This is a genomic window from Paenibacillus sp. 2TAB23 (assembly GCF_052115165.1).
Classification (GTDB): Bacteria; Bacillota; Bacilli; order Paenibacillales; family Paenibacillaceae; genus Pristimantibacillus.
In genome coordinates this window covers 228,239-252,473 of record NZ_JBFRGD010000007.1, presented here as the reverse complement: position 1 = coordinate 252,473, position 24,235 = coordinate 228,239, and the positions used below count along the sequence as shown (strand labels likewise).

Annotated in this window: 21 protein-coding genes, 1 tRNA gene and 1 pseudogene; 7 read left to right on the top strand and 16 right to left on the bottom strand. The window is 47.5% G+C overall.

Annotated features, from left to right (window positions below):
* Window positions 1-235: 235 nt before the first annotated feature.
* Window positions 236-2,998, bottom strand: coding sequence for a glycoside hydrolase family 2 protein (locus AB4Z29_RS13140; protein WP_441943498.1), 2,763 nt, complete (start codon window positions 2,996-2,998; stop codon window positions 236-238).
* A gap of 251 nt (window positions 2,999-3,249) precedes the next feature.
* Entirely contained in the window at window positions 3,250-4,977 is a 1,728-nt protein-coding gene (locus AB4Z29_RS13135) for a hypothetical protein (protein ID WP_441943497.1), read from the bottom strand.
* 165 nt (window positions 4,978-5,142) lie between these two features.
* On the opposite strand from AB4Z29_RS13135, the gene AB4Z29_RS13130 reads away from it, so the two are divergent.
* Window positions 5,143-5,352: a YrzA family protein gene (locus AB4Z29_RS13130; RefSeq protein ID WP_441943496.1), complete on the top strand. Its 210-nt coding sequence runs from the start codon at window positions 5,143-5,145 to the stop codon at window positions 5,350-5,352.
* 100 nt (window positions 5,353-5,452) lie between these two features.
* On the opposite strand, the gene AB4Z29_RS13125 is transcribed toward AB4Z29_RS13130, so the two are convergent.
* The 4 genes from AB4Z29_RS13125 to AB4Z29_RS13110 all read right to left on the bottom strand — a co-directional run bounded on the left by AB4Z29_RS13125 (window position 5,453) and on the right by AB4Z29_RS13110 (window position 9,732).
* On the bottom strand, window positions 5,453-6,904 hold the full coding sequence (locus tag AB4Z29_RS13125) for an amidase family protein (RefSeq protein ID WP_441943495.1): 1,452 nt from the start codon (window positions 6,902-6,904) through the stop codon (window positions 5,453-5,455).
* A 176-nt stretch (window positions 6,905-7,080) separates the two neighbouring features.
* Complete coding sequence (tatC, locus tag AB4Z29_RS13120; RefSeq protein WP_441943494.1) at window positions 7,081-7,818, bottom strand: twin-arginine translocase subunit TatC; 738 nt, start codon at window positions 7,816-7,818, stop codon at window positions 7,081-7,083.
* 1 nt (window position 7,819) lies between these two features.
* Window positions 7,820-8,035 (bottom strand): twin-arginine translocase TatA/TatE family subunit, encoded by a 216-nt coding sequence (locus tag AB4Z29_RS13115; RefSeq protein WP_441943493.1) that lies wholly within the window; start codon window positions 8,033-8,035, stop codon window positions 7,820-7,822.
* A gap of 71 nt (window positions 8,036-8,106) precedes the next feature.
* The gene (locus tag AB4Z29_RS13110) at window positions 8,107-9,732 is read right to left on the bottom strand and encodes a PhoX family protein (protein ID WP_441943541.1); all 1,626 of its coding nucleotides are present in this window, start codon (window positions 9,730-9,732) and stop codon (window positions 8,107-8,109) included.
* Window positions 9,733-10,001: 269 nt separating this feature from the next.
* Here AB4Z29_RS13110 and AB4Z29_RS13105 point away from each other — a divergent pair, with 269 nt between their 5' ends.
* Window positions 10,002-10,856: an SDR family oxidoreductase gene (locus AB4Z29_RS13105; protein ID WP_441943492.1), complete on the top strand. Its 855-nt coding sequence runs from the start codon at window positions 10,002-10,004 to the stop codon at window positions 10,854-10,856.
* Window positions 10,857-10,916: 60 nt separating this feature from the next.
* On the opposite strand, the gene AB4Z29_RS13100 is transcribed toward AB4Z29_RS13105, so the two are convergent.
* The 4 genes from AB4Z29_RS13100 to AB4Z29_RS13085 form a co-directional block, all read right to left on the bottom strand.
* Window positions 10,917-11,171: a hypothetical protein gene (locus tag AB4Z29_RS13100; RefSeq protein ID WP_441943491.1), complete on the bottom strand. Its 255-nt coding sequence runs from the start codon at window positions 11,169-11,171 to the stop codon at window positions 10,917-10,919.
* A 230-nt stretch (window positions 11,172-11,401) separates the two neighbouring features.
* Window positions 11,402-12,283: a LysR family transcriptional regulator gene (locus AB4Z29_RS13095; protein WP_441943490.1), complete on the bottom strand. Its 882-nt coding sequence runs from the start codon at window positions 12,281-12,283 to the stop codon at window positions 11,402-11,404.
* Window positions 12,284-12,374: 91 nt separating this feature from the next.
* Window positions 12,375-13,013, bottom strand: coding sequence for an HD domain-containing protein (locus AB4Z29_RS13090; protein ID WP_441943489.1), 639 nt, complete (start codon window positions 13,011-13,013; stop codon window positions 12,375-12,377).
* A 120-nt stretch (window positions 13,014-13,133) separates the two neighbouring features.
* Window positions 13,134-15,719: an adenosylcobalamin-dependent ribonucleoside-diphosphate reductase gene (locus tag AB4Z29_RS13085; protein WP_441943488.1), complete on the bottom strand. Its 2,586-nt coding sequence runs from the start codon at window positions 15,717-15,719 to the stop codon at window positions 13,134-13,136.
* Window positions 15,720-15,997: 278 nt separating this feature from the next.
* Here AB4Z29_RS13085 and AB4Z29_RS13080 point away from each other — a divergent pair, with 278 nt between their 5' ends.
* The 3 genes from AB4Z29_RS13080 (at window position 15,998) to AB4Z29_RS13070 (ending at window position 19,797) form a co-directional block, all read left to right on the top strand.
* On the top strand, window positions 15,998-17,821 hold the full coding sequence (locus tag AB4Z29_RS13080) for a DEAD/DEAH box helicase (protein WP_441943487.1): 1,824 nt from the start codon (window positions 15,998-16,000) through the stop codon (window positions 17,819-17,821).
* Window positions 17,818-18,780 carry a YqhG family protein gene (locus AB4Z29_RS13075; RefSeq protein ID WP_441943486.1) on the top strand — a complete coding sequence of 321 codons (963 nt, stop codon included), beginning with the start codon at window positions 17,818-17,820 and terminating at the stop codon, window positions 18,778-18,780. Before AB4Z29_RS13080 ends, AB4Z29_RS13075 begins: the two co-directional genes overlap by 4 nt.
* 123 nt (window positions 18,781-18,903) lie before the next feature.
* A complete protein-coding gene (locus AB4Z29_RS13070) occupies window positions 18,904-19,797 on the top strand; it encodes a hypothetical protein (protein WP_441943485.1) in 894 nt (297 codons plus the stop codon).
* Here the strand turns inward: AB4Z29_RS13070 and AB4Z29_RS13065 are convergent.
* Window positions 19,788-20,054, bottom strand: a complete 267-nt coding sequence (locus tag AB4Z29_RS13065) for a YqzE family protein (RefSeq protein WP_441943484.1) — start codon at window positions 20,052-20,054, stop codon at window positions 19,788-19,790. The two genes, AB4Z29_RS13070 and AB4Z29_RS13065, sit on opposite strands and share 10 nt — an antisense overlap.
* Window positions 20,055-20,119: 65 nt before the next feature.
* Between AB4Z29_RS13065 and AB4Z29_RS13060 the strand changes: the two genes are divergently transcribed.
* Window positions 20,120-20,821: an N-acetylmuramoyl-L-alanine amidase family protein gene (locus AB4Z29_RS13060; RefSeq protein ID WP_441943483.1), complete on the top strand. Its 702-nt coding sequence runs from the start codon at window positions 20,120-20,122 to the stop codon at window positions 20,819-20,821.
* Here AB4Z29_RS13060 and AB4Z29_RS13055 read toward each other — a convergent pair.
* From AB4Z29_RS13055 to AB4Z29_RS13045, 3 genes are all read right to left on the bottom strand, one after another.
* Window positions 20,786-21,688 carry a divergent polysaccharide deacetylase family protein gene (locus AB4Z29_RS13055; protein WP_441943482.1) on the bottom strand — a complete coding sequence of 301 codons (903 nt, stop codon included), beginning with the start codon at window positions 21,686-21,688 and terminating at the stop codon, window positions 20,786-20,788. The genes AB4Z29_RS13060 and AB4Z29_RS13055 overlap by 36 nt on opposite strands.
* Window positions 21,689-21,868: 180 nt before the next feature.
* A complete protein-coding gene (locus AB4Z29_RS13050) occupies window positions 21,869-22,294 on the bottom strand; it encodes an Rrf2 family transcriptional regulator (protein WP_441943481.1) in 426 nt (141 codons plus the stop codon).
* Between the two features lie 64 nt (window positions 22,295-22,358).
* Window positions 22,359-22,973: a xanthine phosphoribosyltransferase gene (locus tag AB4Z29_RS13045; RefSeq protein WP_441943540.1), complete on the bottom strand. Its 615-nt coding sequence runs from the start codon at window positions 22,971-22,973 to the stop codon at window positions 22,359-22,361.
* 81 nt (window positions 22,974-23,054) lie between these two features.
* Here AB4Z29_RS13045 and AB4Z29_RS13040 point away from each other — a divergent pair.
* Window positions 23,055-23,138, top strand: a tRNA-Leu gene (locus AB4Z29_RS13040).
* 157 nt (window positions 23,139-23,295) lie between these two features.
* Here AB4Z29_RS13040 and AB4Z29_RS13035 read toward each other — a convergent pair.
* Together AB4Z29_RS13035 and AB4Z29_RS13030 are read right to left on the bottom strand one after the other, a co-directional pair.
* The gene (locus AB4Z29_RS13035; RefSeq protein ID WP_441943539.1) at window positions 23,296-23,736 is read right to left on the bottom strand and encodes an AAA family ATPase; all 441 of its coding nucleotides are present in this window, start codon (window positions 23,734-23,736) and stop codon (window positions 23,296-23,298) included.
* A 1-nt stretch (window position 23,737) separates the two neighbouring features.
* Window positions 23,738-24,046 (bottom strand): annotated as a pseudogene (locus tag AB4Z29_RS13030) (tRNA(His) guanylyltransferase Thg1 family protein); the annotation flags it as partial.
* Between the last annotated feature and the right edge of the window lie 189 nt (window positions 24,047-24,235).

Below are 24,235 nucleotides of genomic sequence, written 5' to 3'. Positions count from 1 at the left end.
AACATCTATTGATCCGATTCATCCCATTTTTTTGAATAGGCCTTTTTAGTAATCCACAAAGTCAGCCAAGTCAGCAACACTACGATTATAGCCGCAAATATCCATACGCCAGCAGGAACGTCCATCCGTATGTACCCCCTTTTATCATATGAATCTATTTTACATGATAAAAGGTTGGCATGACTGCTATAAACGTTAACAAATTCGCAACTCTTCTTTTATGCTGAAGCATCCATCAAAACGAGCCTTTGCTTTGTACGAGAATATCAATCGGGTATCGCCCGGCATTCCGTCCATATAATGCAAGCCCGCCCTCATCTGCTGCTAGCTCTAGCTTGAAGCTTCTTGAGGCATTCAGCTTCGCAGTAACCGCGCTCGGGAGAGACACCTTGCATAAGTAACCGTATGACCCTGCTTCCTCCAGCTTATTGCTAACGGTCTGATAGTGCCATGACAACGCGCCTCGGCTATCTGCTGGATTGTCGCGAAGGATGAAGGTCTCAACCAGCTCATCATCGATCAGAATGCTCAGCTTCGACTCGTGGCGTTCAGAATCCGTCATATAATAAGTATTCGGATTGAATTCCGGCTCGTCGAGCGCGCCATGCATATAAGAAATATCATGCTGCTTCTCGATACTTCCCTCCACATTGCGCTTCAGCAGCCGTTTGGAGCTTGCTTCAAAGGCGAGCTCGATATCATAGATGGCTGCTTGCTCGGATACGGATGGCAGCTCCACCTGATAAGTGAAGCGGCCAGCTCCGCCGCCATTTGCCTTATTGTCTTGAAGTGCATTCCAGCTAATCGGAAACGTGCTTTCTGAATAGCCTGCAGCCGGAAGGCTGATTATGCGGCCTTCTGCTGCATATTTGCCACGTGATGCTTGGCTGCGTACATCAAAGGTCACAAAATTACGTGTAATAACGATGCCGTCAGCGGTCAGTAGGCGAACTGCAAGCACGGATACGGCATCCTGATCTGGCATGATCAAGGAAAGAGCGGATAAACGTTCCACGCCGTACCCCGTCCAGTTAACGGCTTCATTGCCGGATGCTTGAACAATCCGCGTTCCAAGATTGTCATGCCATAGCTCCCATGACAGCTGAAGCTCTTGACCGTGATATCGGTCCGAGAAGCTTGAGCCAAGCAGTTCAATAGCGAGATGGGCACCTGCTTGCAGCGTCTGGCATGGAGGCGCGTCAATGACGACAAAATCAGGTGTGTGTAGATCAGCAACCGTCATCCCTGGCACATACCATTCATAGCCGAACAGTTTATCTGACCCATCTAGACGATAATATCCGTTATATTCATTAACGACGTCACGGAATTCGGTAAATACGAAGCCGCACATTTTGTCATGGCGACGGAATTCATTCATCATGTAGCGATAATGCCAAGCAAGATCGCTCTCCCCCGCTCCGCCATCGATCCCCCACACATTTCCGCATTCGCTGTTCATAAGCGGTGCATCGGATTGCGTGTTGCCTCCAATATAATTGAAGGTAGAGCCGCGGTATGTTTTTTCTACCACTTCAGAAACATGTGCCCTAAGCTCATTGTAGCCGTTAATGTAGAAATGCCATGTATTGATATCCGATTCCACATGATCGTAATTACATGGCGAATTATCTTCGATAATGCGCGTAGGGTCCACCTGCTTTGCAAACTGGTACATGGAACGAACCCACTCCTGCGTCTGCGGCAAGAAGTTATTCGGATGCGTGACGTCTGTCGTAAGCGATGTCGATTCGCTGTTCGTCTTTAAGCCCCAGGTTTCATTAAACATGACCCATGAAAAAATAGAAGGGTGATTGTAGTCTCGATCAATAATCTCTCGCGCTTCGCTTTCATACGATTGCTTAGCCTGATCATCCGGGTCTCCCCAGAAACAAGGCATATCCTCCATCACAAGAATGCCGAGCTTATCGGCCCAGTAGAGCTTGCGCGGCTCTTCCGGCTTAATATGAATGCGCACGAAGTTTAAACCAAGCCGCTTCATTAAGTGGATTTCATTTTTCATTTCTTCGTCGGACGGGTAGGTGAAGAAGCCGGTTGGATGGAAAGATTGATCCAGAGTTCCGTTCAAATACACTGGTTTTCCGTTTAACGTAATCCAGCGATAGCTGCGATCACCTACAAGCGCGGTGGAGATTTCGCGAATCCCAAAGTAAGTGCTGACGGTATCGGCCTGCCCGTTGCTGCTTAGAACAATCTGCCCTTCATACAAATAGGGAGATTCCGGACTCCATAGCTTCGGGGCTTCAACCTTAATCACAGCCTCGATGACATTCGTGCCTTCAGAAAGCTCAGCCTCAACCAGGTGGGTTACGGCCCCTTCAGCGAATGCGAAAGCAAGTTCAGCTGAGCCACTCTTATTAGCGATAACGGTTGTAACAATTTCAATCGTGCCATCTATACTTGTATTAAATTTCGAATCTCGAACATAGTTTTGTGGACGAGCCTCCAGCCACACTGGCTGCCAAATACCTCGGATTTCACCATACCCTTGCTTGCCCCGGGCTTGGTAATCATGATCGTAATCCTCAGCACGCACGATAATCTGATTGCTTCCTTCCAAGGCCCAAGCATCCGTTACATCAAATTCAAACGTACCATATCCGCCTGAATGGGAGCCAACTGCTATCCCGTTTACCCACACATCCGATTTGTAATCAACCGCGCCGAAGCGCAAAAACAGCCTTGATTCGCTTGCTGCTGGAGCCCATTGTACTTCTTTGCTATACCAAGCGATGCCCTTCTCATTGCTGCCTATGCCCGAAAGCGGGCTTGCCCATGAGAATGGAACGATAATTTCTGAAGCGAACGACTTTCCTTTGACTTGATGCCAACCTTCTGCATTTCCTAGATTGCCATGATCAAACGAAAATGACCAGGTACCGTTCAGATTCATCCAATCCGCACGCTGCCAATCAGGGCGCGGATACTCTGCTCTCGGTATGCTTACTTGCGATGTTTGAACCATATTCGTAACCATTAACATCACACAACCTTTCCAATTTGAGTACTGGATCAACATTCATAAGATGTAGTTTTAAGTTAATCATAAATGTATAAAGAAACTATTTCGTAACAAGAATACGTCTTCATTTGCATATTTGTCAACTTAATGTTTATTTTCATGTCGATAGTCATCGAGTAGTTAATATTTAAGTTAACTTAAAACACAACTGACCTTATGCAACAATAAAAAAAAGAGCTGTAACCAAACAGCTCTTTCGATAAATGCTATAGTTTTCTCATCTGGCTCGTTAACACTTCTGAAGTCAGCCAGCGTCGAAATAGGAAAAACAAAAGAATCGAAGGCAAACTTAACCATGCGCCTAGCTGCATGACCTGCATCGCCGACATCTCTCCTCCAGAAAAAGCCAGCTGTTGAAAAAGTGTGATTGGCGATTGCTTCTCAGGCTCTGTGATATAGAGATAGGATGGATAATAACCGTTCCAAAGCGCGACAAATTGCAGTACACCTAGCGCCAGAATCGGCTTCCATACCTTCGGGATAAAGAGCATGAAAAACGCATGCAGCTCTCCTTTTCCGTTTGCCTCGGCTAATTCTTTCAATTCGCTATGCCGTGCATTAAACATACTTTTGAGCACAAATACTGCCGCAAGGTTAAAAAAACCAAAAAATAGCTGCGGGAATATCGTACCTAGCATTCCTAGATTTCGTATGTATAACAATTCGTTAACCATTCCGCCAGCCATCACCATCACGATTAACAAAAACAGCTTATATACGCTTCGTCCAGGCAGTCGTTTCACCGTGAGCGGAAAGGCGAGCGTTACCGTCATCAATAAAAAGACAATAACGGCTGCTATATCCACAGCGAGATAGACAATAACATTCCAAAGAGTGACAATCCCCTTCAAGGACTGATCGGGATTTCCAGAGCCTCTAAACGGATAAATAACAAGCATATAGAGCACAAGAACAACAAGAACGATATAGAAACCCGCTAATACGATGCCCACTATGTTTCTTTGCGAAGAATTTGCCGCTATTTCGGTTCTATTCATTGTCGTTTGAAACAGCTCATTCAGAAAACGTCCTTTTACCACACGATACGCGGCAAGCGTGAAAACAAGCTGGATGATGAACTGGATGAACCATGCCGCCGACGCGTGACTTGCTTCCATCGACATGATCCCCATTTGTTGATTATAAATATCCAACGTTGCCCCGGTCGAACTCGTCAACGGACTAACGATATTGGTAATAAACTCATGATCTAACGTGAAAATAGTGGAAAGCTGCAGTAGCATAAACGCAGATACAGCTCGAAGGGCCGGAAGTACGTTCAATTGTACAAAGCTGTTTGAATGGACTTGAGGCAAATGGCTTGAGCTGGCATGCTTGGATGCAATCGCTGCGAGTGCAATAACGATCGGGATTCCGCATGTTTTGACGCTCTCAGCCACTATGATGATCACCCTAATCCATTCAGTGTCAGCAGCCACAAATGCTTCCAGCGTAAAAAACGGCGAGCTAGTCGGCGAAAGCATGTAGATAACAATATAGGCAAACACTACGGATGGAATGAAATACGGAATGAGAAACATCGTTGCGAATATTCCTCTCAGCTGCTTGGATTTCAAACTGCTCAATGCCAGTGCAAGGATGAACGAAGCAGCACCGCTGAGCCATATATAGCTGGTTTTGATTACGATTGTATTCAACATGACACTGCGGAAATCCGGATTTCCGAATAAATCAAAGTAATGGTCTAATCCCACCCAATCACTTTCAAAAATGCCTTGAAATACTTTGTAATCGACCATAGAAAGGATGACCCCATAAACAAAAGGAATAATCTTGAATATTGCAATTAACAGCATCGCAGGCAATACGATTACATAATGCAGCTTGTATTTCCATATCAGCTGCGGAACGCTTGCTTTGTTGCTATGCGGCTTCGTTTCATTTTTCTGAAGATTTGTTGATGCTTGTTCCATGCTGGACCCTCATTCTTTCCCTAATTTTTTACTAATTTATAAGGTTTATCCTCAACATTGTATAGATACCTATTGATCTCGCTGCTTCAGAACCTATTTGTAGAGTGCAGCTGCTGCGCTGTATAATAGGAGAATCAACTTATATGATCGTTAGGAGAAACGCAAATGGACTTCCGATTGGATCTCATTGAAAACAAGGTTGAATTTTTCGAAGCTTATGATTTAAAAACGTTGGAGCATAAGATTGATCAGCAAATCGAGAATAATAAAGGCTTGCTGCTAGAAATTCACCATATTAGCCATCATGCCGTATTTCATCCTAAAGCCGAAAAAATGCTTTACAGCGCTGTCGTTCATTTTAAAGCAAAAAAATAATGCCTATATCATCAAAACGCTCCCGGCACTAAGCTGCCGGGAGCGTTTTTGTGTGATTATTAGTTAAGCAATCTACTCCTACTGAAACCATCCATTACAATTATATAAAACTCTTCAGCGAAGGCGGCCGCCTGACAAGACTGGCTTGCTCGTATGAGTATGCCAGCTTGATCAGCTTCGGCTCCTCATATGCTCTCGCTGCAAAGGTAACGCCAAAGGGCACGCCTTTCGCCGTATACCCTGCCGGTACGACGATGGATGGATAACCTGCACGCGATGTAATTCGCGCACCGAAATCCGCCGGGAACAGCAGGGCGTCCAATTCATATTCCTTCATAGTCGCATCGAGCCCCTCATCCTTGCATAAACGGAGATCCGCGGCCCTATCCCGCAAATAAGCCGTTTCTGTCTGTGTGCCCGAAGTCGTCGTTTCAGCAGATAAGAGTGTCGATTGCCCGTACTTCAGCGTCTCGACTGGATGCTCGTTGTTGAATGCGATAATGTCCTTTAGCGTACGAATTTTACTTCCTGGTGGCAGATTGGACAAATAAGCATTGATCGAGGATTTGAACTCATTCAACACGACTGATGAATATTTGATCTCCCTAGCCGTGCGAATATCTGCAGGATCCACAATAATTGCCCCTTGCTTTCTCATCACGTCGACAGCATCTTGAAATATCGTTAGCTGATCTTCCGTCAATTCTTCGAAGAAATAATCTCTCGGAATGCCGATGCGTGCACCCGCAAGCCCTTCCGAGTCAAGAAATTGACTGTAATCGGCCTGCTTATGCCAGATGCTCGTTCCCATCGCTGCGTCTGATTCGTCATATGCGGTAATGGCATTTAAAACATGAACGGCGTCCGTGACCGTCCTAGCCATCGGGCCTGCTGTATCCTGCGAGTTCGACAGCGGCAGTATGCCCGAACGGCTTATTAAGCCAACTGTCGGTTTGATGCCGACGGTCGAGCTTAAGTTGCCAGGGTTCAATATCGATCCCGAGGTTTCCGTTCCAATGGAAGCCATGCAGAAATTGCATGCTACCGCTACACCTGAGCCGGCACTCGAGCCGCCCGTTGGAGCAGATATATTGTAAGGGTTAAGGACTTGCCCGCCACGCGAGCTATAGCCGGATGGCATCCCATCCGTCATAAAGTTGGCGAATTCCGTCATATTCACTTTTCCCAGCAGAACTGCACCGGCTTCCCTCAGCTTTCTCACGATAAATGCGTCTTCACCTGCATAAGAGCCTGCCAAAGCAAGTGAGCCTGCACTCGTATGCATGTGGTCGCCGGTATTGATATTATCCTTCAGCATGATGGGAATGCCATGCAATGGTCCTCTTGGTCCCTTCGCAGCACGCTCGCTGTCTAGTGCTGTAGCAATAAATAAGGCATCGGGGTTCAGCTCAAGCACGGAATTAATCGTTAGGCCGTCTTTGTCATGGGAGGCGATTCGGTCGAAATAACGCAATACGAGCTCGCGTGAAGTAAGCTCGCCTGACTGCAAAGCTGATTGAACGGATGAGATAGTTGCCTCAACGATTTCCATATCCCTTTTGCCCCTTATATATTCCGAATGTGTGCTGTACGAGCCTAGTATATACTATTTTTTGGCAACGAACATCTTCTACTTTTATAGACTCACATGTACAAGCACACGGTTTTAAAACAAAAAAAAGAGAAAGTCCACTATGGACTCTCTCTCTCAGGCTTGCTCATATGGTGCTATGCCGTCATCCCACTTTCACCTGCAAGCTTCAACTGCTTCCGATAAACAAATTTAGAAATCGAAATGCTGATCTCATAGAGCAAAAACAAAGGTACGATTACGATAATATCCGATAGAATATCTGGAGGGGTAATCGTGATTGCGACAAGCGCCAATATGAAATAGGCAAGCTTACGTGCTTTCGCGAGCCTATTCGGATTCAACAGGCCAAGCTTCGTAAGGAACATGACAATGGCCGGCATTTCGAAAAGAAGTCCAAAAGGAACGGTCATATGAATCATGAATGTAAAATAATTCTGGGCCGTATACATCGCTACAAACGATTGAGCAGCCATTTGATTCATGAAATGCAGCACCATGGGGAACAGAATGAAATATCCAAAGCAAATACCGATTATAAACAATAAACTAATACCCGGTATGAACAAAAGTGCGGCGCGCTGCGCCTCCTTTGGGACGGCAGGCGTAACAAACTTCCAAGCCTGATAGGCAGCTATCGGAAGCGTAACAGCTATGGCAACCACGCCTGCGATCATCATATATACCCAAATGACATCAGAAGGCCCTAGCAGAACAAGCTTCTGATCCATATTCCTTACCAACCATTGATAAATATCCTTTACATAAATGAATGCAGCTGCCATCGCCACTAAGAAAGCCGCAAGCGTGCGAATGAGCCGTGACCGCATTTCATCCAAATGGCCGATTAAGCTTTGATCGTTCGGGTTGACCATCTTATTTGGCGTTCGACGCAGCTGTCTCAGGCGTCTTCTCTTCCTGTCTCTTATCCTCATCTTCACCATTCACAAGACCGCGCGTTGCCCCTTTGAACTCGCTAAGCGTTCTCCCGAAAGCACGTCCCAGCTCCGGCAGCTTCGATGGTCCAAATATAATAAGCGCAATGATCAGGATTAGTACTAATCCTCCGATTCCAATATTGCCAAACGGCATATGCTCAGCCCCATTCTCAGTTAATGGAGCCGCAGACAAAGCGTCTGCGGCTTCCCGCAAAAAATTTACTGTTAGCTTAATTTGAATCCGCTAATCGCAACGACCGCGCATCTCGCTTTTTTATCCCCTGCACGGTGCGGCCACAAGCTCGAAGGCTTGCTTAAATCAGTCGTATTCTCTCCTGGATGCTGAACCGATAAAAACAGGGTTTGTTCATCTGGCGTGAAAAACGGTCCCGTAAGCTCGCTCTCAATCGGAGCAGATGCAAATTGCAGCGCCATTGCCTGATCCGGACCGCTTGTCGGGATTACGAATAGGCCGTTGTTCATAAATGATTTATGAACGCCTTTATTTTGACTGCTGCTTGAAATATCCGTGACGACCCACAGATGACCGTTAGAGTCAAATGCTAAATTATCAGGCGAGCTGAATCCCGATTGCCTGCCGCCGGCTGCAAAAATCTCAAAGTCGAATTCCAAAGCGCCCAAATCGCTATTCGATTCAAAAATACGCGTAATATGACCATGAATATTGCCGTGATTATCGTTGTTTGTGTGACAGATAAAGACCGTATTGTCAAAAGGAGAGATTTCGATATCCTCCGGTCGATCGGTAGGCGTCCCGCCAACTAACAGCGCAGCCTCTTGGCAGAAAGTGACAACATCGCCTTGGGTCTTGAACTTGCTTAGCACCTCCGGCTTGTCCTTGGCAGCTTTCGTTACCTCGGCAAGCGTGACCGGCATCCACTTCCCGCTCTTCAGATTGGCGACATAGAGTGTACCGTCCTCCAGCAAAGCGGAATTAGCCCGACCCTTCAGCTTATCGTATTTGCCCTTGCTTATGAATTTGTAGATGCATGCGTCCTTCTTGTCATCCCCCATATACACGACTACTCGTCCATCCGGAGCCAGTCCCATTGCCGTATTCTCATGATTGAAGCGGCCAAGCGCCGTATGCTTTTTCAGATAAGACTTATCAAAGGGATCCACCTCGACAACCCAGCCATAATGCGTCTCCGGGAGTTTGGAAGCCGCAGCCGTCTCTGCGAAGTTTTCCTCGCACGAAAGCACGGTATTCCAAAGCGTCACACCGCCGGAGCAATTCGCAAACGTGCCTACTGCCGTAGTTGCTCCGCCAACAGCTGTGCTGCCTTTTGCCGGACCTGTAAGCTCGAATTTGGTGAAGCCATTAATCCTGCGTGCATACGATGAGGTTTTATCCATTTTCCATGTACCCTTCTCATCGCGGTAAACCTCGATAACCGACATCCCTTGGTAATAGAGATTTTTTTGCAATTGATCGGCCGTCATCTTGCCGTCCTTCACGGGTCCTATTGAAAATATCGTGCTGTATTCATGATTGTTAACGAGCAGACCTCTAACATTTGAGCCTTTCAGCGGAAAAAATGCGTTATAGTCGCAGCCTGAGCCAAACTTTTCGCCCGCTTCATTAATCACATCGTCGAAAGCGGCTACCACGTCGTATTTGAAGTTTTTAGGCAGCAGCAGCTGGTCTTCCTTGGACGGGGCAATTGGCTCGAAATAGCCACTCACACGATTCGTGTTAAACCCAAACAGATGATCGGCCGTAGAAGACATCGCTGACGCTTTTCCGTTTAACACGCCCAAGCCTGCTGAAGCAGTTGCGAGCGCAGCTGCACCCGTACCTAAATACGAAAGAAAGGTTTTGCGGTCCATCGTTTTATTCAACTTTTCCACTCCTCATTAATGTGATCCACTCATAGACAAGCATAATAAGGAAATGTTAAGCCACTGTCACCTTAAACTGGAATTATTGTAAACGAGGGAATGATTATCATTCCTGCTTTTGCTGTAACGCTTTTTCGCATTCAAAGGCGTAGTGCGTGGAATGATGAGCAGGCTTTTCTCGGATCACCCATACATAACCGAAAGCCTGCTTCTATATGCTTAACTAAAAGCATGCAAGTGCTAAGGAGGCTGATGGAATGGGTCCGTTCTCCCCTGAGCTGTTACAGGGAAAAGTCATTTTAGTTACAGGCGGCGCGACCGGCCTAGGGCGGGCAATGGGCGAGGCGTTCATCGCTCTTGGCGCGCGGCTTGCCATTGCCAGTCGCAAAGAGTCTGTACTTCGGCAGGCAGCCGATGAGATGGGATCTTCGGCATGCCCCGTATTCTACAAAAGCTGCGATGTCCGCGATCCCCTCCAAATTCAAGCACTTATTGATGCCGTCGAAGAGCAGCTCGGGCCAATCGATGTTCTCGTCAACAATGCCGCTGGCAATTTCATTAGCCCAACGGAACGCCTTTCTCCGAAAGCGGTAGATTCGGTTCTGAACATTGTTTTGCATGGAACCTTCTATACGACACTTGAGGTCGGCAAGCGCTGGATTGAACAAGGAAGAAGCGGCACCATGCTGAACATCGTGACCACTTATGCTTCCACCGGCTCTGGCTATGTCGTCCCTTCCGCAGCCGCGAAAGCAGGCGTTCTAGCACTCACAAGATCGCTGGCGGTGGAATGGGCGAAATACGGCATACGGCAGGTTGCAATTGCACCTGGGCCCTTTCCAACTGAAGGCGCTTGGTCACGCCTGTCTCCCACTGCTGCGCTGGAAGAGCAAATGATAGCGCGAATTCCTCTCGGTCGCGTTGGAAACAAAGAAGAGCTGGCAAACTTAGCCGCTTATCTCGTTTCTGATTATGCAGCTTATTTGAACGGCGAAGTGATTACGATTGATGGCGGAGAATGGCTGCAGGGAGCCGGTCAGTTTAACGGACTATCCGCAGTGACAGACGAGGAATGGGAATCGCTGGCTGCTTTAACACGCAAAGGCAAGTAGGGATACAAAAAGAAAACAGTTCATTTCTCTTTGAGAAATGAGCTGTTTTTGGCATTTTAACTATTGTTCGTTATTCTCCGTCCGTCTGCTCCATGGGACGAGCCCCTGGACCTCTGCCGCCAGAGCGGTTTCCACCTGTGCGGTTACCTCCAGTACGGTTGCCACCGGTACGGTTACCCCCAGTACGATTGCCTCCAGTACGGTTGCCTCCTGTGCGGTTACCTCCTGTACGGTTGCCTCCTGTGCGGTTGCCTCCTGTGCGGTTACCACCAGTACGGTTTCCACCTGTGCGGTTACCTCCTGTGCGGTTGCCACCAGTGCGGTTCCCGCCTGTGCGTTCCCCTCCCGTGCGATTGCCGCCTGTACGATTGCCTTTTGTGCTGCTTGCTGCTTTTTTCTTGTCTGTTGCCATATGCGTAATACCTCCTCATAGAAGCTACTTACAACATATGATGCAACTCTAGCTTTTGTAACAAGGCTAATGATTGTTTTATAGAGTTATAGATTCGAAGGCCTCTTGTTCACCGAATGGAAGCTGCTTGAATCTAAAATGAGGAAACTCGGCTCCTTATCAACTCGATAAACTTCCTTGCCGCAAACCCTATATATTTTTCCTTATGATAGATGAGTCCAATCGTTCGTTTGATAGAGGGATTGATAATCTTAACGGTTTTAATGGCATCCGATTTATGAATCGACATTAACGTTTTCGACAGAATCGAAACGCCTGCTTTTGCCTGAATAAGGCTGAAAATGGTCTCTATCGCATCCGTCTCAACGATTGGATTCAATACGATACCGACAGCTTTGAAGGCGGTGTCCGTCTGCTCCCTGCATTTGTAGGTTTTGGGGAACAGGATAAACGGCTCTTGCGAGATATCTTCCAATCGAACAGTTTCGAGCGCAGCGAGCGGATGCTCATGGGAAAGCGTTAAAAACAATTCCTCTTCATATAAAGGTACAGAAACAATCCGCTCATCGATGACAGGCAGAATAGTGAGCGCCACATCCAGCTCATTGTGCACGACACGCTCCATAACGTCATCTGTCCCCCATACCTTCAACTGGATGTCTGGAAATTGCTTATGGAATTGTATCGTAGCTGCCGACACAAGCGAGTTTAATTCGCCCGGCAGCGCACCTATTGAAAGGCAGCCGCGCTTGAGCGTTTGCAGCTCTTCCATTTCACCCTTTGCACTTGCCATGCTTTGAAAGATATGATCGCAGTGCTTCAATAAAATAGCTCCTGCTTCCGTAACCATCGTTTTTTTACCGATCCTGTCAAACAGCTGAACACCCAGCTCATCCTCTAAAGCCTTTATTTGATGGCTTAAGGTTGGCTGAGTAACACCGAGCCTCTCAGAAGCACGAGTGAAGTGAAGCTCCTTGCACAGTGCCTTGAAATACTCCAATTGTCTAATTTCCATAGAACCTCCGCCTACCCTTTTGGTTTCCCATTATAAACAACAAAAACAGAAAAAACACCCATAAGCAGCGATGTTTTTCCTGTTTTGATTATTACTCATTCCAAGGCGAATGCAAAACGCAATCACAAAAGTTAACCGGCTTAAATCCAGGAAGTAGCAAAGTACAAACGTCGGCTTTAATATTCCCGAAGGTCGTCTCCGGCTTATGCTTGAAGCCCTCAAGGAAAGCAGGCAAAATTTTGCTCTTGAATTGATCGCGCGGATACGCTTTTACTACTTTCTCACGGATCTCCTCCGCTATGCTTTCAAAGTTTTCTCCCATCACGTCGTAGCCGACTCCCGAATAGATAAGAGCCACCTCCGGCTCCTTGAACTGAGCAATGCCAATCGTGGTATGCAAGGCAATCGCATCCCAGACGAGCCGAATGGAATCATTAGGTACGCCATGCTGCTGGAGATAGCTCTTTGCTGCGTTGGCGCCGTCTACTTCAAAGCGTTTGTCCGGACTGCTATAATGCTTCGTTAGCCCCAAGTCATGAAACAATGCGCTAATATAAAGCAGCTCTGGATCGAATGCGATTCCGGCGTTCCTGCCTTGCAGCGCTCCGAACAAGTATACCCGATGTGAATGGTTCCACAATAAATCATTGCCATGCTCGCGAAGAAGCTCTGCAGCCCCAAGCGCCAGCTTGCTGTCTGGAATCTTGATATCCGCAACCAAATTTGACATTACAACCAGCCTCCTAAAAACAAATATTTAAGATAACTTGATTGTAATGGAGCAATAATCATTGATCAATATTATCGTTTCTATCATTATGATAGATAATACGCATGATTCACTACAGATCTAACATCTGCTATAACCGCAATTTGTACACTGCTTGCAGCCCTCAATGTTGATCAAGGCTGCCGAACCGCAGGATGGGCATAAATCTCTTAAGGACGCAGCTGTAGGAAGATTAGCCTTACTCACAGCTTTTTCTAATGGAATGTGGGCAGCAGCAGCGGTCTCTTCTCCGCTCTCCGCATGCAGCTCCAGCGCTTTGGCCACGGCGTCCGCAATGGACTCCACTCGGTTGGCTCCGAAACCGATTGCTCCCGAACCTCCAATCCCCTTTAAGTGCTTAACAAGCAGCTTCACCTTGTTCCCGTGATCGCCATAACGAAGGAATAATGAGCATACGCGCCCAAGCGCCTCAGCCATTGCGAACACGTCGGAGCCAGCTTTGCCCACATTCAGAAAGATCTCTCCCGGCGTGCCGTTCAAGTCATTAATCGTAATATAAGCCATACCGAAAGGTGTGTTCACTTTATAGGTAGCCCCTCTTAACACCTGTGGTCTCCGCTTGTATTGTTTATCGAGCACTTGCTCAGCCGCTACGTCAGGCACAACCGCTTCTACAAGATCGGCATCGAAATGATCGCCATGATCGGCTTCAGACGCTATAACAGATGCCGATTCCATCTCTTCAGCTGTATGTTCATCCTCACGCGACGCTCCGCTCTTCTCCGTAGACAAGACTTGTACATCACGGCTTCCATCCCGATAGATCGTCACGCCTTTACAGCCGAGCTCAAATGCAAGCTCATACAGCTTCCCTGTCTCTTCAACCGTAAAGTCAGCCGGGCAATTCGCTGTTTTCGAGATCGAGCTGTCTACCCAGCGCTGAATAGCCGCCTGAACGCGAATGTGATCCTCCGCGGATAAGCTCATTGCCGTGACATAATAATCGGGGAGCTCCATCCCAGGATTGGCTGCCTTCCAATCTGCTGCAATAGGCACGTCTTGCTTATCGTAGCCTAATCGGCTTTGCCGGTAATATTCGAATGCAAAATAAGGCTCGATCCCCGTCGAGGTTCCGACCATTGTCCCTGTGCTTCCTGTAGGAGCCTGCGTAATGACCGTCACATTCCGCATTCCTTTCTCGGAAACGGCTTCGCCAATTTCCGGGAACGCGTGAATTAAATTTTTCATAAAGCCGCTCTGTACGTATTTGTCCGCGTCGAATGCTTGGAACGAGCCCTTCTCCGCTGCTATTTCTGTAGACGCCAAATAAGACTCACGGGCCATAAACGCATACAGCTTATCGAGAAACAACAAAGAATCCTTGCTTCCGTAACGAATTCCCAGCTTAATCATCAGCTCGGCCAGTCCCATGGTCCCGAGACCAATTCGGCGTTCAAGCTTCTGGTTGCGCTCATTTTCTTCGAAATGGTAAGGCGTCTTATCAATGACATTATCCAGAAACCGCACGGACCAGCGTGTCACCTGAGCAAGCTCCTCCCAAGCGACATCCTGTGTTTTCTCGTCGTAGAACTGCGATAAATTCACGGCCGATAGGTTGCATACACCCCAGCCCGGCAGACCTTGCTCTCCGCAGGGGTTCGTGCTGACAATAGGGTTGAAATACCAGCTGTTCGACATTTGATTGTAGTATTCCATAAAAACAACGCCAGGCTCCGCGGACTTCCAAGCCGCATCAATAATCGTTTGCCAAATATCGCGTGCACGCACGGTTTGATAATGGATGACTTTTTTTCCCAGCCTCTTCCATTCCTCCAGATCGCCTGACCAGAGCTCGTCATAGTCCTTCTCCTTCGTATCCGGAAATACGAGCTCCCAATCCGCGTCCTCCTTCACTGCCTGCATGAATGCGTTGCTTACGCATACGGACAGATTCGCATTTGTGACTTGGCCCATCGTTTGCTTGACCGTAATGAACTCCAGCACATCCGGATGCCAGTCATTCAGCATAAGCATTAATGCGCCTCTCCTGCTTCCGCCCTGCTCGATTAATCCCGTCGTATAGCTGAACAATCCCCCCCAAGACACTGCGCCGCTTGAAGAACCATTGACTCCGGCTACCATTGCACGGCGAGGACGAAGCGAAGAAAGGTTCATGCCAACTCCTCCGCCCCGCGCCATGATCTCAGTCATGTCGGATAAACTCGCCATAATGCCGCCTCGGCTGTCTTTCGGTGAGGGAATGACGTAGCAATTAAACAATGTCAGTTCTTCGCTTGCCCCGGCGCCTGCTGCAATCCTCCCTCCTGGAACGAGCTTCCAATCATTTAGGATATATCTGAATTTCTCCCTCCACTCATCCTGTTTCTCTTGGCTCTCTTCAACGGATGCCATAGCTGCCGCAAGACGGTCCCACATCTCCTCCGGCGTTTTCTCAACCGTCAAGGTGAGCTTCTCGATGCTCGACTCCGTTTGTTCACCGTTCCTGAGCTTCACCTGCACCTGACTGCCGACACGACCGACTACCTCTCCTACTTCTTTTACAGGAAACTTGGGATCATCCTGCGTCAATACGAGAACGGTATCTCCGATCTTCGTCAGACTCGTGTCCGCGTTTTTCCAAGCATACCGGTCCAAAAATATTTTCTCGCTTAGTCCCTCAAGGCGCCTTCCTTCTGCTTTCCCCATATTCAACGAATCCTCCTTCAGGTTATCGCGCTATAACCATATGTATATCCATACTATGCGTTTAGCACAATATATTGTGTCATTTAATCATTATACTATACTAGATATTGATTTTCTTGCATCTGAATGGCGGAAAATAACTATCTCCTCCGCTTACATGCACGCTCTCGCCAATTTGCTTGTCCATACTCTTTTTTATGCGGCATCTTATTATTATTGAATGAAAAGGCAATACTGATTACAACTTATCCCTTATACTGCGGAAGGAGCTGCACGTGATGACATTTCAAACAACGCCCCAGGCTGCTTCAGCCGAAGCCGGCCAAGCAATAGCCTCGCGCAAGCTGCATCCGCTTGTCGACCTGCAGTGCGACCGCACATGGTTCGAGGAGCTGCAAAATCGTCAGACTCGTGGCGGACCATGGGATGATTGGACACTATACCAGCTTGCTATGGAAGCCGAGCAAGCAAAACGGATAGAAAGCTTCGAGCAGCTGCTCTGCCTTCGGTCGCTTCCTTCATTCGAGCCGATGCCACATCAAATCAGTACGGCGCGCAAGGTTGTGCACGAAATGGGCGGGCGGGCTATTCTTGCAGACGAGGTCGGACTCGGCAAAACGATAGAAGCGGGTCTCGTGCTCAAAGAATACATCGTGCGAGGGTTGGCCAAACGCGTCTTAATTCTCGTACCCGCTTCCTTAGTGCTGCAGTGGGTTCGGGAGCTTAATCAAAAATTCGGAATCTCGGCTGTTGCCCAGAAAAAGGCGCATACTTGGGGCTATGACGTAGTTGTAGCCTCAATAGATACGGCAAAGAGAGAGCCGCATCGCGAGCTCGTGCTTAGCACCGATTATGATCTCATCATTATTGATGAAGCACATAAGCTTAAAAACAAAAAAACGACGAACTATCAATTTGCCAACCTTTTGCGCAAGAAATATTGCCTGCTGCTTACGGCCACGCCGATTCAGAATGATATGGATGAATTGTTTAATCTCATTACCCTCTTAAAGCCAGGACAGCTTGGCGGAATGAGCGACTTTGCTGCCAACTTTGTCGTAGACAAACGCGTGCCCAAGAATGAGGACCAGCTGCAAGAAGCGCTGTCCGGCGTCATGATTCGCAACCGCCGCGGCGACGGGGGCATTCACTTTACGAAACGGTTTGTCAAAAACATCCCGCTCACCTTATCCGAGGATGAGAAGGCGCTTTATGACTCCGTAACCGGGTTTGTGAAGGAGCGTTACGAGGAAAGCGGCGGGGACTTAACCAGCATGCTCTCCCTGGTCACACTGCAGCGCGAAGTATGCAGCAGCCGCGATGCCGTCTTTTTGACGCTGGTCAATCTGTTCAAAAAAACAGCCGAGGATTCTCCGATGCGTCCGCGAATTTGGGAGCTTGTTGAGAAAATCAAAAATATAAAAGCGAATACGAAAGCCGAGAAAGCGATGGAGCTCGTCAAGGAAATGAATGATAAAGTCATTATTTTCACCGAGTATCGGGCTACGCAGGAGTATCTGCTGCAGTTCTTCCGCGCACAGGACATGATTGCCGTGCCTTACCGCGGAGGGATGAATCGAGGTAAAAAGGACTGGATGATGGATTTGTTCCGGGGACGCGCCCAAATTCTCATTGCAACGGAAGCCGGCGGCGAAGGCATCAACCTGCAGTTTTGCCACCATATGATTAACTTTGATCTGCCTTGGAATCCGATGAGGGTAGAACAACGGATTGGACGCGTCCATCGACTTGGCCAAACGGAAGACGTAAAAATCTACAATCTATGCACCGTTGGCACTATCGAGGAGCATATCGTGAACCTGCTGCATGAGAAAATCAACTTGTTCGAGCTCGTCATCGGAGAACTTGACCATATACTCGAACGATTCGAGAAAGGCGACGGCTCCTTGGAACAGCGGCTTGCCAAAATGCTGCTTGAATCGGGCAATGACTCAGATCTGAAGCAAAAAATAAATCATTTGGGCTCGTCGCTCAGCCGGATCCGCGAAGAAGTATTAACGGGTGGTCAGCCACAGACTGCCAGCCCCGACCTGATCGTCAATTTGGACTCGCTTGGACAAACCGTGGAGGTGCAGCCTTGAACGAGAAGCAGGTGCACAAGTTCGTCAACCGCTATCTAGAAGCGACAGAATGCTCTATTTTGGAAAAATCACCCAATCACTTCACGGTTAAGCTCTCGCCGCATGCAGATCGAGAGCTTACGAATCGTCCCTACTATTGGAGCTTTGTAGACCGCGTTAATGCCGAGCCCGAGACGATGACCTTTCTATTCGTAACGGACAAGAACAAATATGATGCTGTCGAGGAAGCCAAATTAAACGACGCCGCGATCAAATCCGCGCAAGCTCCAGCAGAGAATGCGCAGGAGGCAGCAGCCAATGCAGCACTTGGCAGGTCGCTCGGATTTGTACACGGCAATCTTGCCGCACCTGCCCGCGTTCCGCGCGAGGACTTGTTTTTTGGGGCTCGCAAGCTGGATATGCTGTTCGATGCCGCCAAGGCAAAAGGAAGCTACGTTTATTTATTCCAAGAGCCTGACAAGCGAAGCACCAATCCTTTCTCTTCGACACCATATACGGCATGGCTTGGCGTCAATATGCGCGTAGAATTTGCGTGCGATCGCAAACGCGAGGAGATCCATTGCTTTGGCGTTTCATTAGCGACTGGGCAATGCGTGGAGCAGTTTTATGATCGTTTGCTAACTCATAAGCTTACACCGCGCCTGCCTGCGAATATTCACATTACCAAAAACGGGATCTCTTACAATAAAGCGCTCAGCATCGTGGAGCAAGCGCTAGAGCGCAAGCTGCGGGCATATGACTACAGCTGGGCTGAGAGCGCTTCTGCACGCTTGAAAGAGGAGCTTGAGCGAATTAGCGGGTACTATGAACCTCTTGTTGAGCATGCCTTGGAGGAAAACAAACCAGCTATCGAAGAGCAATTCGTCCAGCGTCAATCTGAGATTAGGTGGCAATATGAGCCGCGTGTGACTGCATCCGCTATTAACTGCGGTATCTTCCATCTTGCGGGCATCGACTGACATGAAATTGACGATATCCGCAGCAATACGCCAAAAAAAGGCGGTCTTGCGGCCGCCTTTACCTGACAGGTTGCAACAGCCTTCGTGAGGCATGTCCGATACAATAGCAAAGAGGTGATCATTTTGCGAAAAAAATTCATTAAGCTAACAGCAGCATGCGTTCTAACCGCAATTGTGCTATATGCTGGCGGGATGCAGCAGCAGCCTGCTTCTGCGTTCTCCACACCTGCAGCAACCTACGAGCCCGTTCAGCAGCAAGCCGAGCAATGGGTGCAAGAGCTGTCATCCCAAAATTCATTTGCCGCGTGGAAGAAAGCTGACCTGGTTATATCACCAATTGGCCCAGGTACGCACAGCTGGCTGGTTCTCGTAAAGCAACAAAAACAAACCGTTGGATACCTGATTGTACATGCCGTGGAGTCAGGCGGTTATCAACTAGGTGAATATGGGACAAGCAGCACCCCTCCCTTCGATCAAGGAACATTATCCCGATCGGTCAAGCAGCTTGAATTGCTGCAGCCAGCGTCTCAAATCGAACCCCTTTACATTAACCCCTTGCTGTCCGTATGGAAAATAGCTGATGGCGAACAATCTTATTACACAGATTCATCCAGTGGCGAGAGCCTGCCTATCCAAGATAAAGACTGGCTGGAGGCTGCCGCTGCAATGTCGACTGCTCCCAATCCGATGCAAACCCATAAGCCTGCTAAAATAATGAAACAGTTGAGCCTGCCTTCATTCCAAGCTTACGACCGGCTCCCTTGGCTGACCGATAAGCCGCTTGCGATTAATGCCCATGCCTTCTCTGCGTTATTCACTCCAATAAACAACAAAGAACAGCTCCGATTCACCGCAGAGCTGTTCCAAGATCAAATGAGATATGTGTGGTCGGTAGTCGGTTATCATAAATGGGACAACGGTCCGATATACCTTGCCCTCGAAACGAGCGAGGATGGTTCGGATAGGCGCTATATCCCGGTATCCTTGTTAATAGAATTCGGCAGCTTCTACCGCTGACGCTGAACGAGCCCTCTCCACCACAAAATAATGCTCATCGGTCCCCATCCGAACCAACGCGTCAGCCATGGCTCCCTGCGTGCTTTGGCTGATGTTCGCGTCTGCTTCCGCTCTTCCCTCGGCGTTTCGATATAAGCCACGAATTGCTCTGCCATATATTTCACGTACTCATCGCCTTTTGCCATAAGTCCCGCCTCCTCAAGCTCAGTAATAAGATGATACATTAAGTTTGCCCCGTACCAGTCGAATGTAAACATGCATGAGTTGCCCTCCAAAAAGCCACGCTAAGCATACGTCTAAGTGATCTGGAGGAACAACCATTATGTTTCGTACAATAATAATTGGCTCGATCGCACTATGTCTTGCATTTTGCAGCAGCTCGACAAGCGCGGACGCTTGGCCTTTAATGCCGGTTGGCTCCAGTCAGGATTGGGCGCTGCCCACTACTGTTGTCATTATCGATGCTGGGCACGGGGGTATCGATGGCGGTGCATCTGCAGCCGATATTTTGGAGAAAGATATTAACCTCGCGGTTGCGCGCAAGCTATACACGATTCTTCGCAGCCAAAATATCCCCGCGGTGCTTAACCGTAATGGCGACTATGCCTTAAGCGATGACAATCGCTGGCATCTTACCCGCTCAAGGCATCGCAAGGATTTGTCTCAGAGACGTCAGCTAACGGAAGAAATTGATAGCGAGCTGCTCATCAGCCTGCATGTGAATTGGTCAAAGAAATCAACGGAGAGAGGACCGCTTGTGCTGCACCAAAGCAGCGGTGAGAGCTCCTTGCTGGCTTTCTGCATTCAAGACGCGCTTAATCGCCAACAACATACGGCCTTCCTCCCGCGTGAAGGAAAGCCGTTTTATTTGCTCAAGCGAGTCGCCGACCCTGCGGTTATTGTCGAGATGGGCTTTATCAGCAGCGCGGCAGACCGCAGCATGCTAACAGATCCCGTTCGGCAGCAAGAGGTGGCTGAAGCCATTGCTTCAGGAATTAGGCAGTACAAGTGGATCGTTCATTGAGCTGCCGCGTATAAGTGCCGTCAATTTTACGAATTGCACGTTTGGCTGCAAAACAGGGATCGATTGCTGAAGGACCGATGCGGTAAATTTTCCAGGAGGTCCTACATGTCCGATCGTAATGCAGCTGACGTGCGATTCCAAATGCTTGCGCAAAACACCAATTTGCTTGGAGATATGCTGTACGGAGTACACGTCATCAAGGAACACGTCATTGGAGACGATTGGTACACCAAGCTCCTCGGCGATTTTGGGAACGACGGTTTTATAGGTGGTTCGGCTGTCCAGGAAAAACAACCCTCGCTCCTTGCATACACCAAGTACGATCCGCATCATTCTCTCGTCAGCCGTCACCTTGGAGCCCATATGATTATTCATCCCGATCGCATGCGGCACATCATCAATTGCAGCTTCTACTCGTTTCTTAACCTCTTCGTCACTCAAATCAGTCGTTAATGCGCCTGGCCCCAGCCATTTCTTCAAGCCCTTATTCGGCTCCATAGGCATATGTACGATGATATCGTGGCCGAGTCTATGCGCTTCCTCGGCATCCAGCTTCGTTGTCGGCATAAATGGCATAATCGCTGCCGTTATTTTAATGGGCAGCCTCATCATCTCCGCTGTTCCATTCATTCCGTTGCCGAAATCGTCAATTACAACAGCGACAGCACGCTGCTCTTGAAGTGTCGTTATCTCTTGTACGGCAGAGCCTGTCCGATCAGCCGAGATCGCAAAGCTGGTCTTACTGGCTCCTACCGTATATAATCCGCATAAAGCCAATATTGCCGCTATTTTAATGCTCATACGCCCCCAGCTTCTCGTATGCACAACCTCTTGTTTCCATGCTTTTTCTTTCTGCTGTCTGCCCACTGCTGCACGCACCTCTCGCCTTTTACTATCAGTGTTTGTGAAAATGCTGGGAAATATGCTAATCCTATCACAGTAGAGCTACATCCATTTTCGCCCAAACGAAATCAACTGGCTTGCTGCAGCAACAAAAACACAGCAAAAAAGAGGCCATATGAAGGCCTCTTCTCATATCACTCTTTATTAATCCGCCTTGCTCATCACATCTAATGAAATCTGTTCGAGCGTAATGCCGGCCAGCTTATCTGCCATTGCCTTCTGCGCCTCATTAAAAGCGGTTTCCAGCGAAGACTGAATATGGCGGCCAACCGTACAAGCAGGATTAGGCTGCTCATGGATAGCAAACAGCTCATCCTGTCCATTGTTATGAACCGCGTTGTATATATCATTCAACGTAATTTCATTTGCCGGCCGAGTGATGACGGCACCTGCAACGCCTGCGCTTGTCCTGACAAGCCCCGCTTTGTTCAACATTCCCATAATTCTTCGAATGACGACAGGGTTTGTATTCACGCTGCTAGCGATAATGTCTGATGTCAGACGTGATGTCTTACTCGTTTCAAGCAACGTCATAATATGAACGGCAACGGCAAACCTATTGCTAGTCAACGTGATCACCTCCTGTAAGGAAAGAATCCGATACTATCTTTATGTAAGCATTATAGTTACATGATCATTGAATTGTCAATGAATCGTTGCTGTCTGTACGATTCGGATCAGGGACAAACGTTACTTTGCCCTCCGACAGAGAGGATACCCTTGCTAATGAATGAACAAGATACCCTAGCTCAACCAGTTTGTTTCTGCCTGGCTGAAATGCCTTCTCGATCACAATCCCTATCCCGGCCACCGAAGCCTGTGCTTGCTCTACGATTTTCGCCAAACCAAGCGCTGCATCGCCGTTCGCTAGAAAATCATCAATAATCAGCACACGGTCCTCTTCTGTTATGAACTTACGCGAAACGGTAACCTCGCTCTCTTCTTGCTTCGTGAACGAGAAAATGTTCTCCGTGTACAGGTCATTCTTTAGTGTAAGCGACTTGCGCTTTCGTGCAAAAACGAGCGGGACGTTCATTTGCAGCGCAGCCATTACAGCAGGCGCAATGCCTGAGGATTCGAGCGTGAGCACCTTCGTAATGTTTTGTGCTTCAAAGAGTGCTGCGAATGTCTGACCAATGCTATACATAAGTTGCGGATCGACTTGATGGTTCAAGAAGGAATCCACCTTCAGCACATTTTCATTTAGTACGATACCTTCTTCAATAATCTTTTGTTCTAGCTGCTTCACAACCGTTCCCCCATTTACCAAAAATAATATTGACATTTTCACCAAAATCATGCTATGATACCTTCTGTTGAAACAAGTTATGCGGCCGTGGCGGAATTGGCAGACGCGCTAGATTCAGGTTCTAGTGGTGTAACAGCCGTGGAGGTTCGAGTCCTCTCGGCCGCATCCTTATTGAAGAAATTGCATTTACGCGTTCTAAATAAAATAAGTATAGCACATTAGCTTTCTGTTTTTAATAAACAGTTGCTAATGTGCTTTTTTGTTATGGTCATAATAATTAGGAAATAGGAGCTTTGCAGGAGAGCATATGTCAGCAATTATTCTATAACTGTTGAATCTTGTCGTTAAAAATTCCATCATTAGTTGTCACAACATAAATTTCGTGAAATCCTTCGCTGTATTCGGGCCTCTGCAATTTTCCAAGCGTACTTTTAATTCCAACGATCGGAACCATTTCTCTATCGTTACGAAGTTCATTTCGAATGAACGATTCATCTAGGTTAGGTTCAAAAAAGTAGCCGATTATTTTATAACCATGACTACTGACCGCATCAATATATTTCTGGCGATCCAATTTTGTTGGATTCGTATTATCAACAACAAATGATTGTTTGGCGTGAATTGACGCTTCAAGATACGTTCTTTCTCTATATCTAGTTTTAAGCATATCCAGATTGATTCTCATGTGCGTATTAAAAAACTTTTCTTTATAAAAAGTTGATTTTCCAGAAGCTTGTATTCCAATAAATATAACGCACTCCAAATCAATCATCCTTACTCATGTTCACGTATTTGTTTATATAATCTCGGTCTTGAGAAAATATTGGAATATCTAAATCAACAGCCCATCTACTTCTTTGTGCATCATCTTTAAAGTAGTCTTGTTTTGTAATACAAACTCCACGCTTTTGCCATGTAGGAAGATCGTTCCAGTTAATCCCTTTTTCTAAAAATAATTTATCCTGAAGCTTCTTTCCGTTCAAGCCCTGTAACTGCATGTGAGGAAAGTTAGCCTGAGCAACCATCGAAATGCTATTCTTAGAGGCATCTTGCTGCCTCCATAAGAAATATGATTGGAAGTCTTCGTGGCAATATGTGTCGAAAAGCATTTTCGTAATCCTTCATTCGATTACCAAAATCATCTTTTTTCATGTTTATTACCCTCGCTTTTTTAACGATTTTGAAGCTTTAATAATACTTGTATATTCTCTTTATCTAAAACCAGTTTATGGTGAACTGAATTCCGAATCTGACTGAAGATG

Bases quoted from the DNA above. Each gene is read 5' to 3' on its own strand.
- AB4Z29_RS13085 (WP_441943488.1), bottom strand. From the start codon at position 15,719: ATGGGGAAAGCAGAAGGAAGGCGCCTTGAGGGACTAAGCGAGAAAATA.
- AB4Z29_RS13130 (WP_441943496.1), top strand. From the start codon at position 5,143: ATGGACTTCCGATTGGATCTCATTGAAAACAAGGTTGAATTTTTCGAA.
- AB4Z29_RS13095 (WP_441943490.1), bottom strand. From the start codon at position 12,283: ATGGAAATTAGACAATTGGAGTATTTCAAGGCACTGTGCAAGGAGCTT.
- AB4Z29_RS13065 (WP_441943484.1), bottom strand. From the start codon at position 20,054: ATGTTTACATTCGACTGGTACGGGGCAAACTTAATGTATCATCTTATT.
- AB4Z29_RS13140 (WP_441943498.1), bottom strand. From the start codon at position 2,998: ATGGTTACGAATATGGTTCAAACATCGCAAGTAAGCATACCGAGAGCA.
- AB4Z29_RS13105 (WP_441943492.1), top strand. From the start codon at position 10,002: ATGGGTCCGTTCTCCCCTGAGCTGTTACAGGGAAAAGTCATTTTAGTT.
- AB4Z29_RS13115 (WP_441943493.1), bottom strand. From the start codon at position 8,035: ATGCCGTTTGGCAATATTGGAATCGGAGGATTAGTACTAATCCTGATC.
- tatC (WP_441943494.1), bottom strand. From the start codon at position 7,818: ATGGTCAACCCGAACGATCAAAGCTTAATCGGCCATTTGGATGAAATG.
- AB4Z29_RS13110 (WP_441943541.1), bottom strand. From the start codon at position 9,732: ATGGACCGCAAAACCTTTCTTTCGTATTTAGGTACGGGTGCAGCTGCG.
- AB4Z29_RS13090 (WP_441943489.1), bottom strand. From the start codon at position 13,013: ATGTCAAATTTGGTTGCGGATATCAAGATTCCAGACAGCAAGCTGGCG.
- AB4Z29_RS13135 (WP_441943497.1), bottom strand. From the start codon at position 4,977: ATGGAACAAGCATCAACAAATCTTCAGAAAAATGAAACGAAGCCGCAT.
- AB4Z29_RS13080 (WP_441943487.1), top strand. From the start codon at position 15,998: ATGACATTTCAAACAACGCCCCAGGCTGCTTCAGCCGAAGCCGGCCAA.
- AB4Z29_RS13060 (WP_441943483.1), top strand. From the start codon at position 20,120: ATGTTTCGTACAATAATAATTGGCTCGATCGCACTATGTCTTGCATTT.
- AB4Z29_RS13125 (WP_441943495.1), bottom strand. From the start codon at position 6,904: ATGGAAATCGTTGAGGCAACTATCTCATCCGTTCAATCAGCTTTGCAG.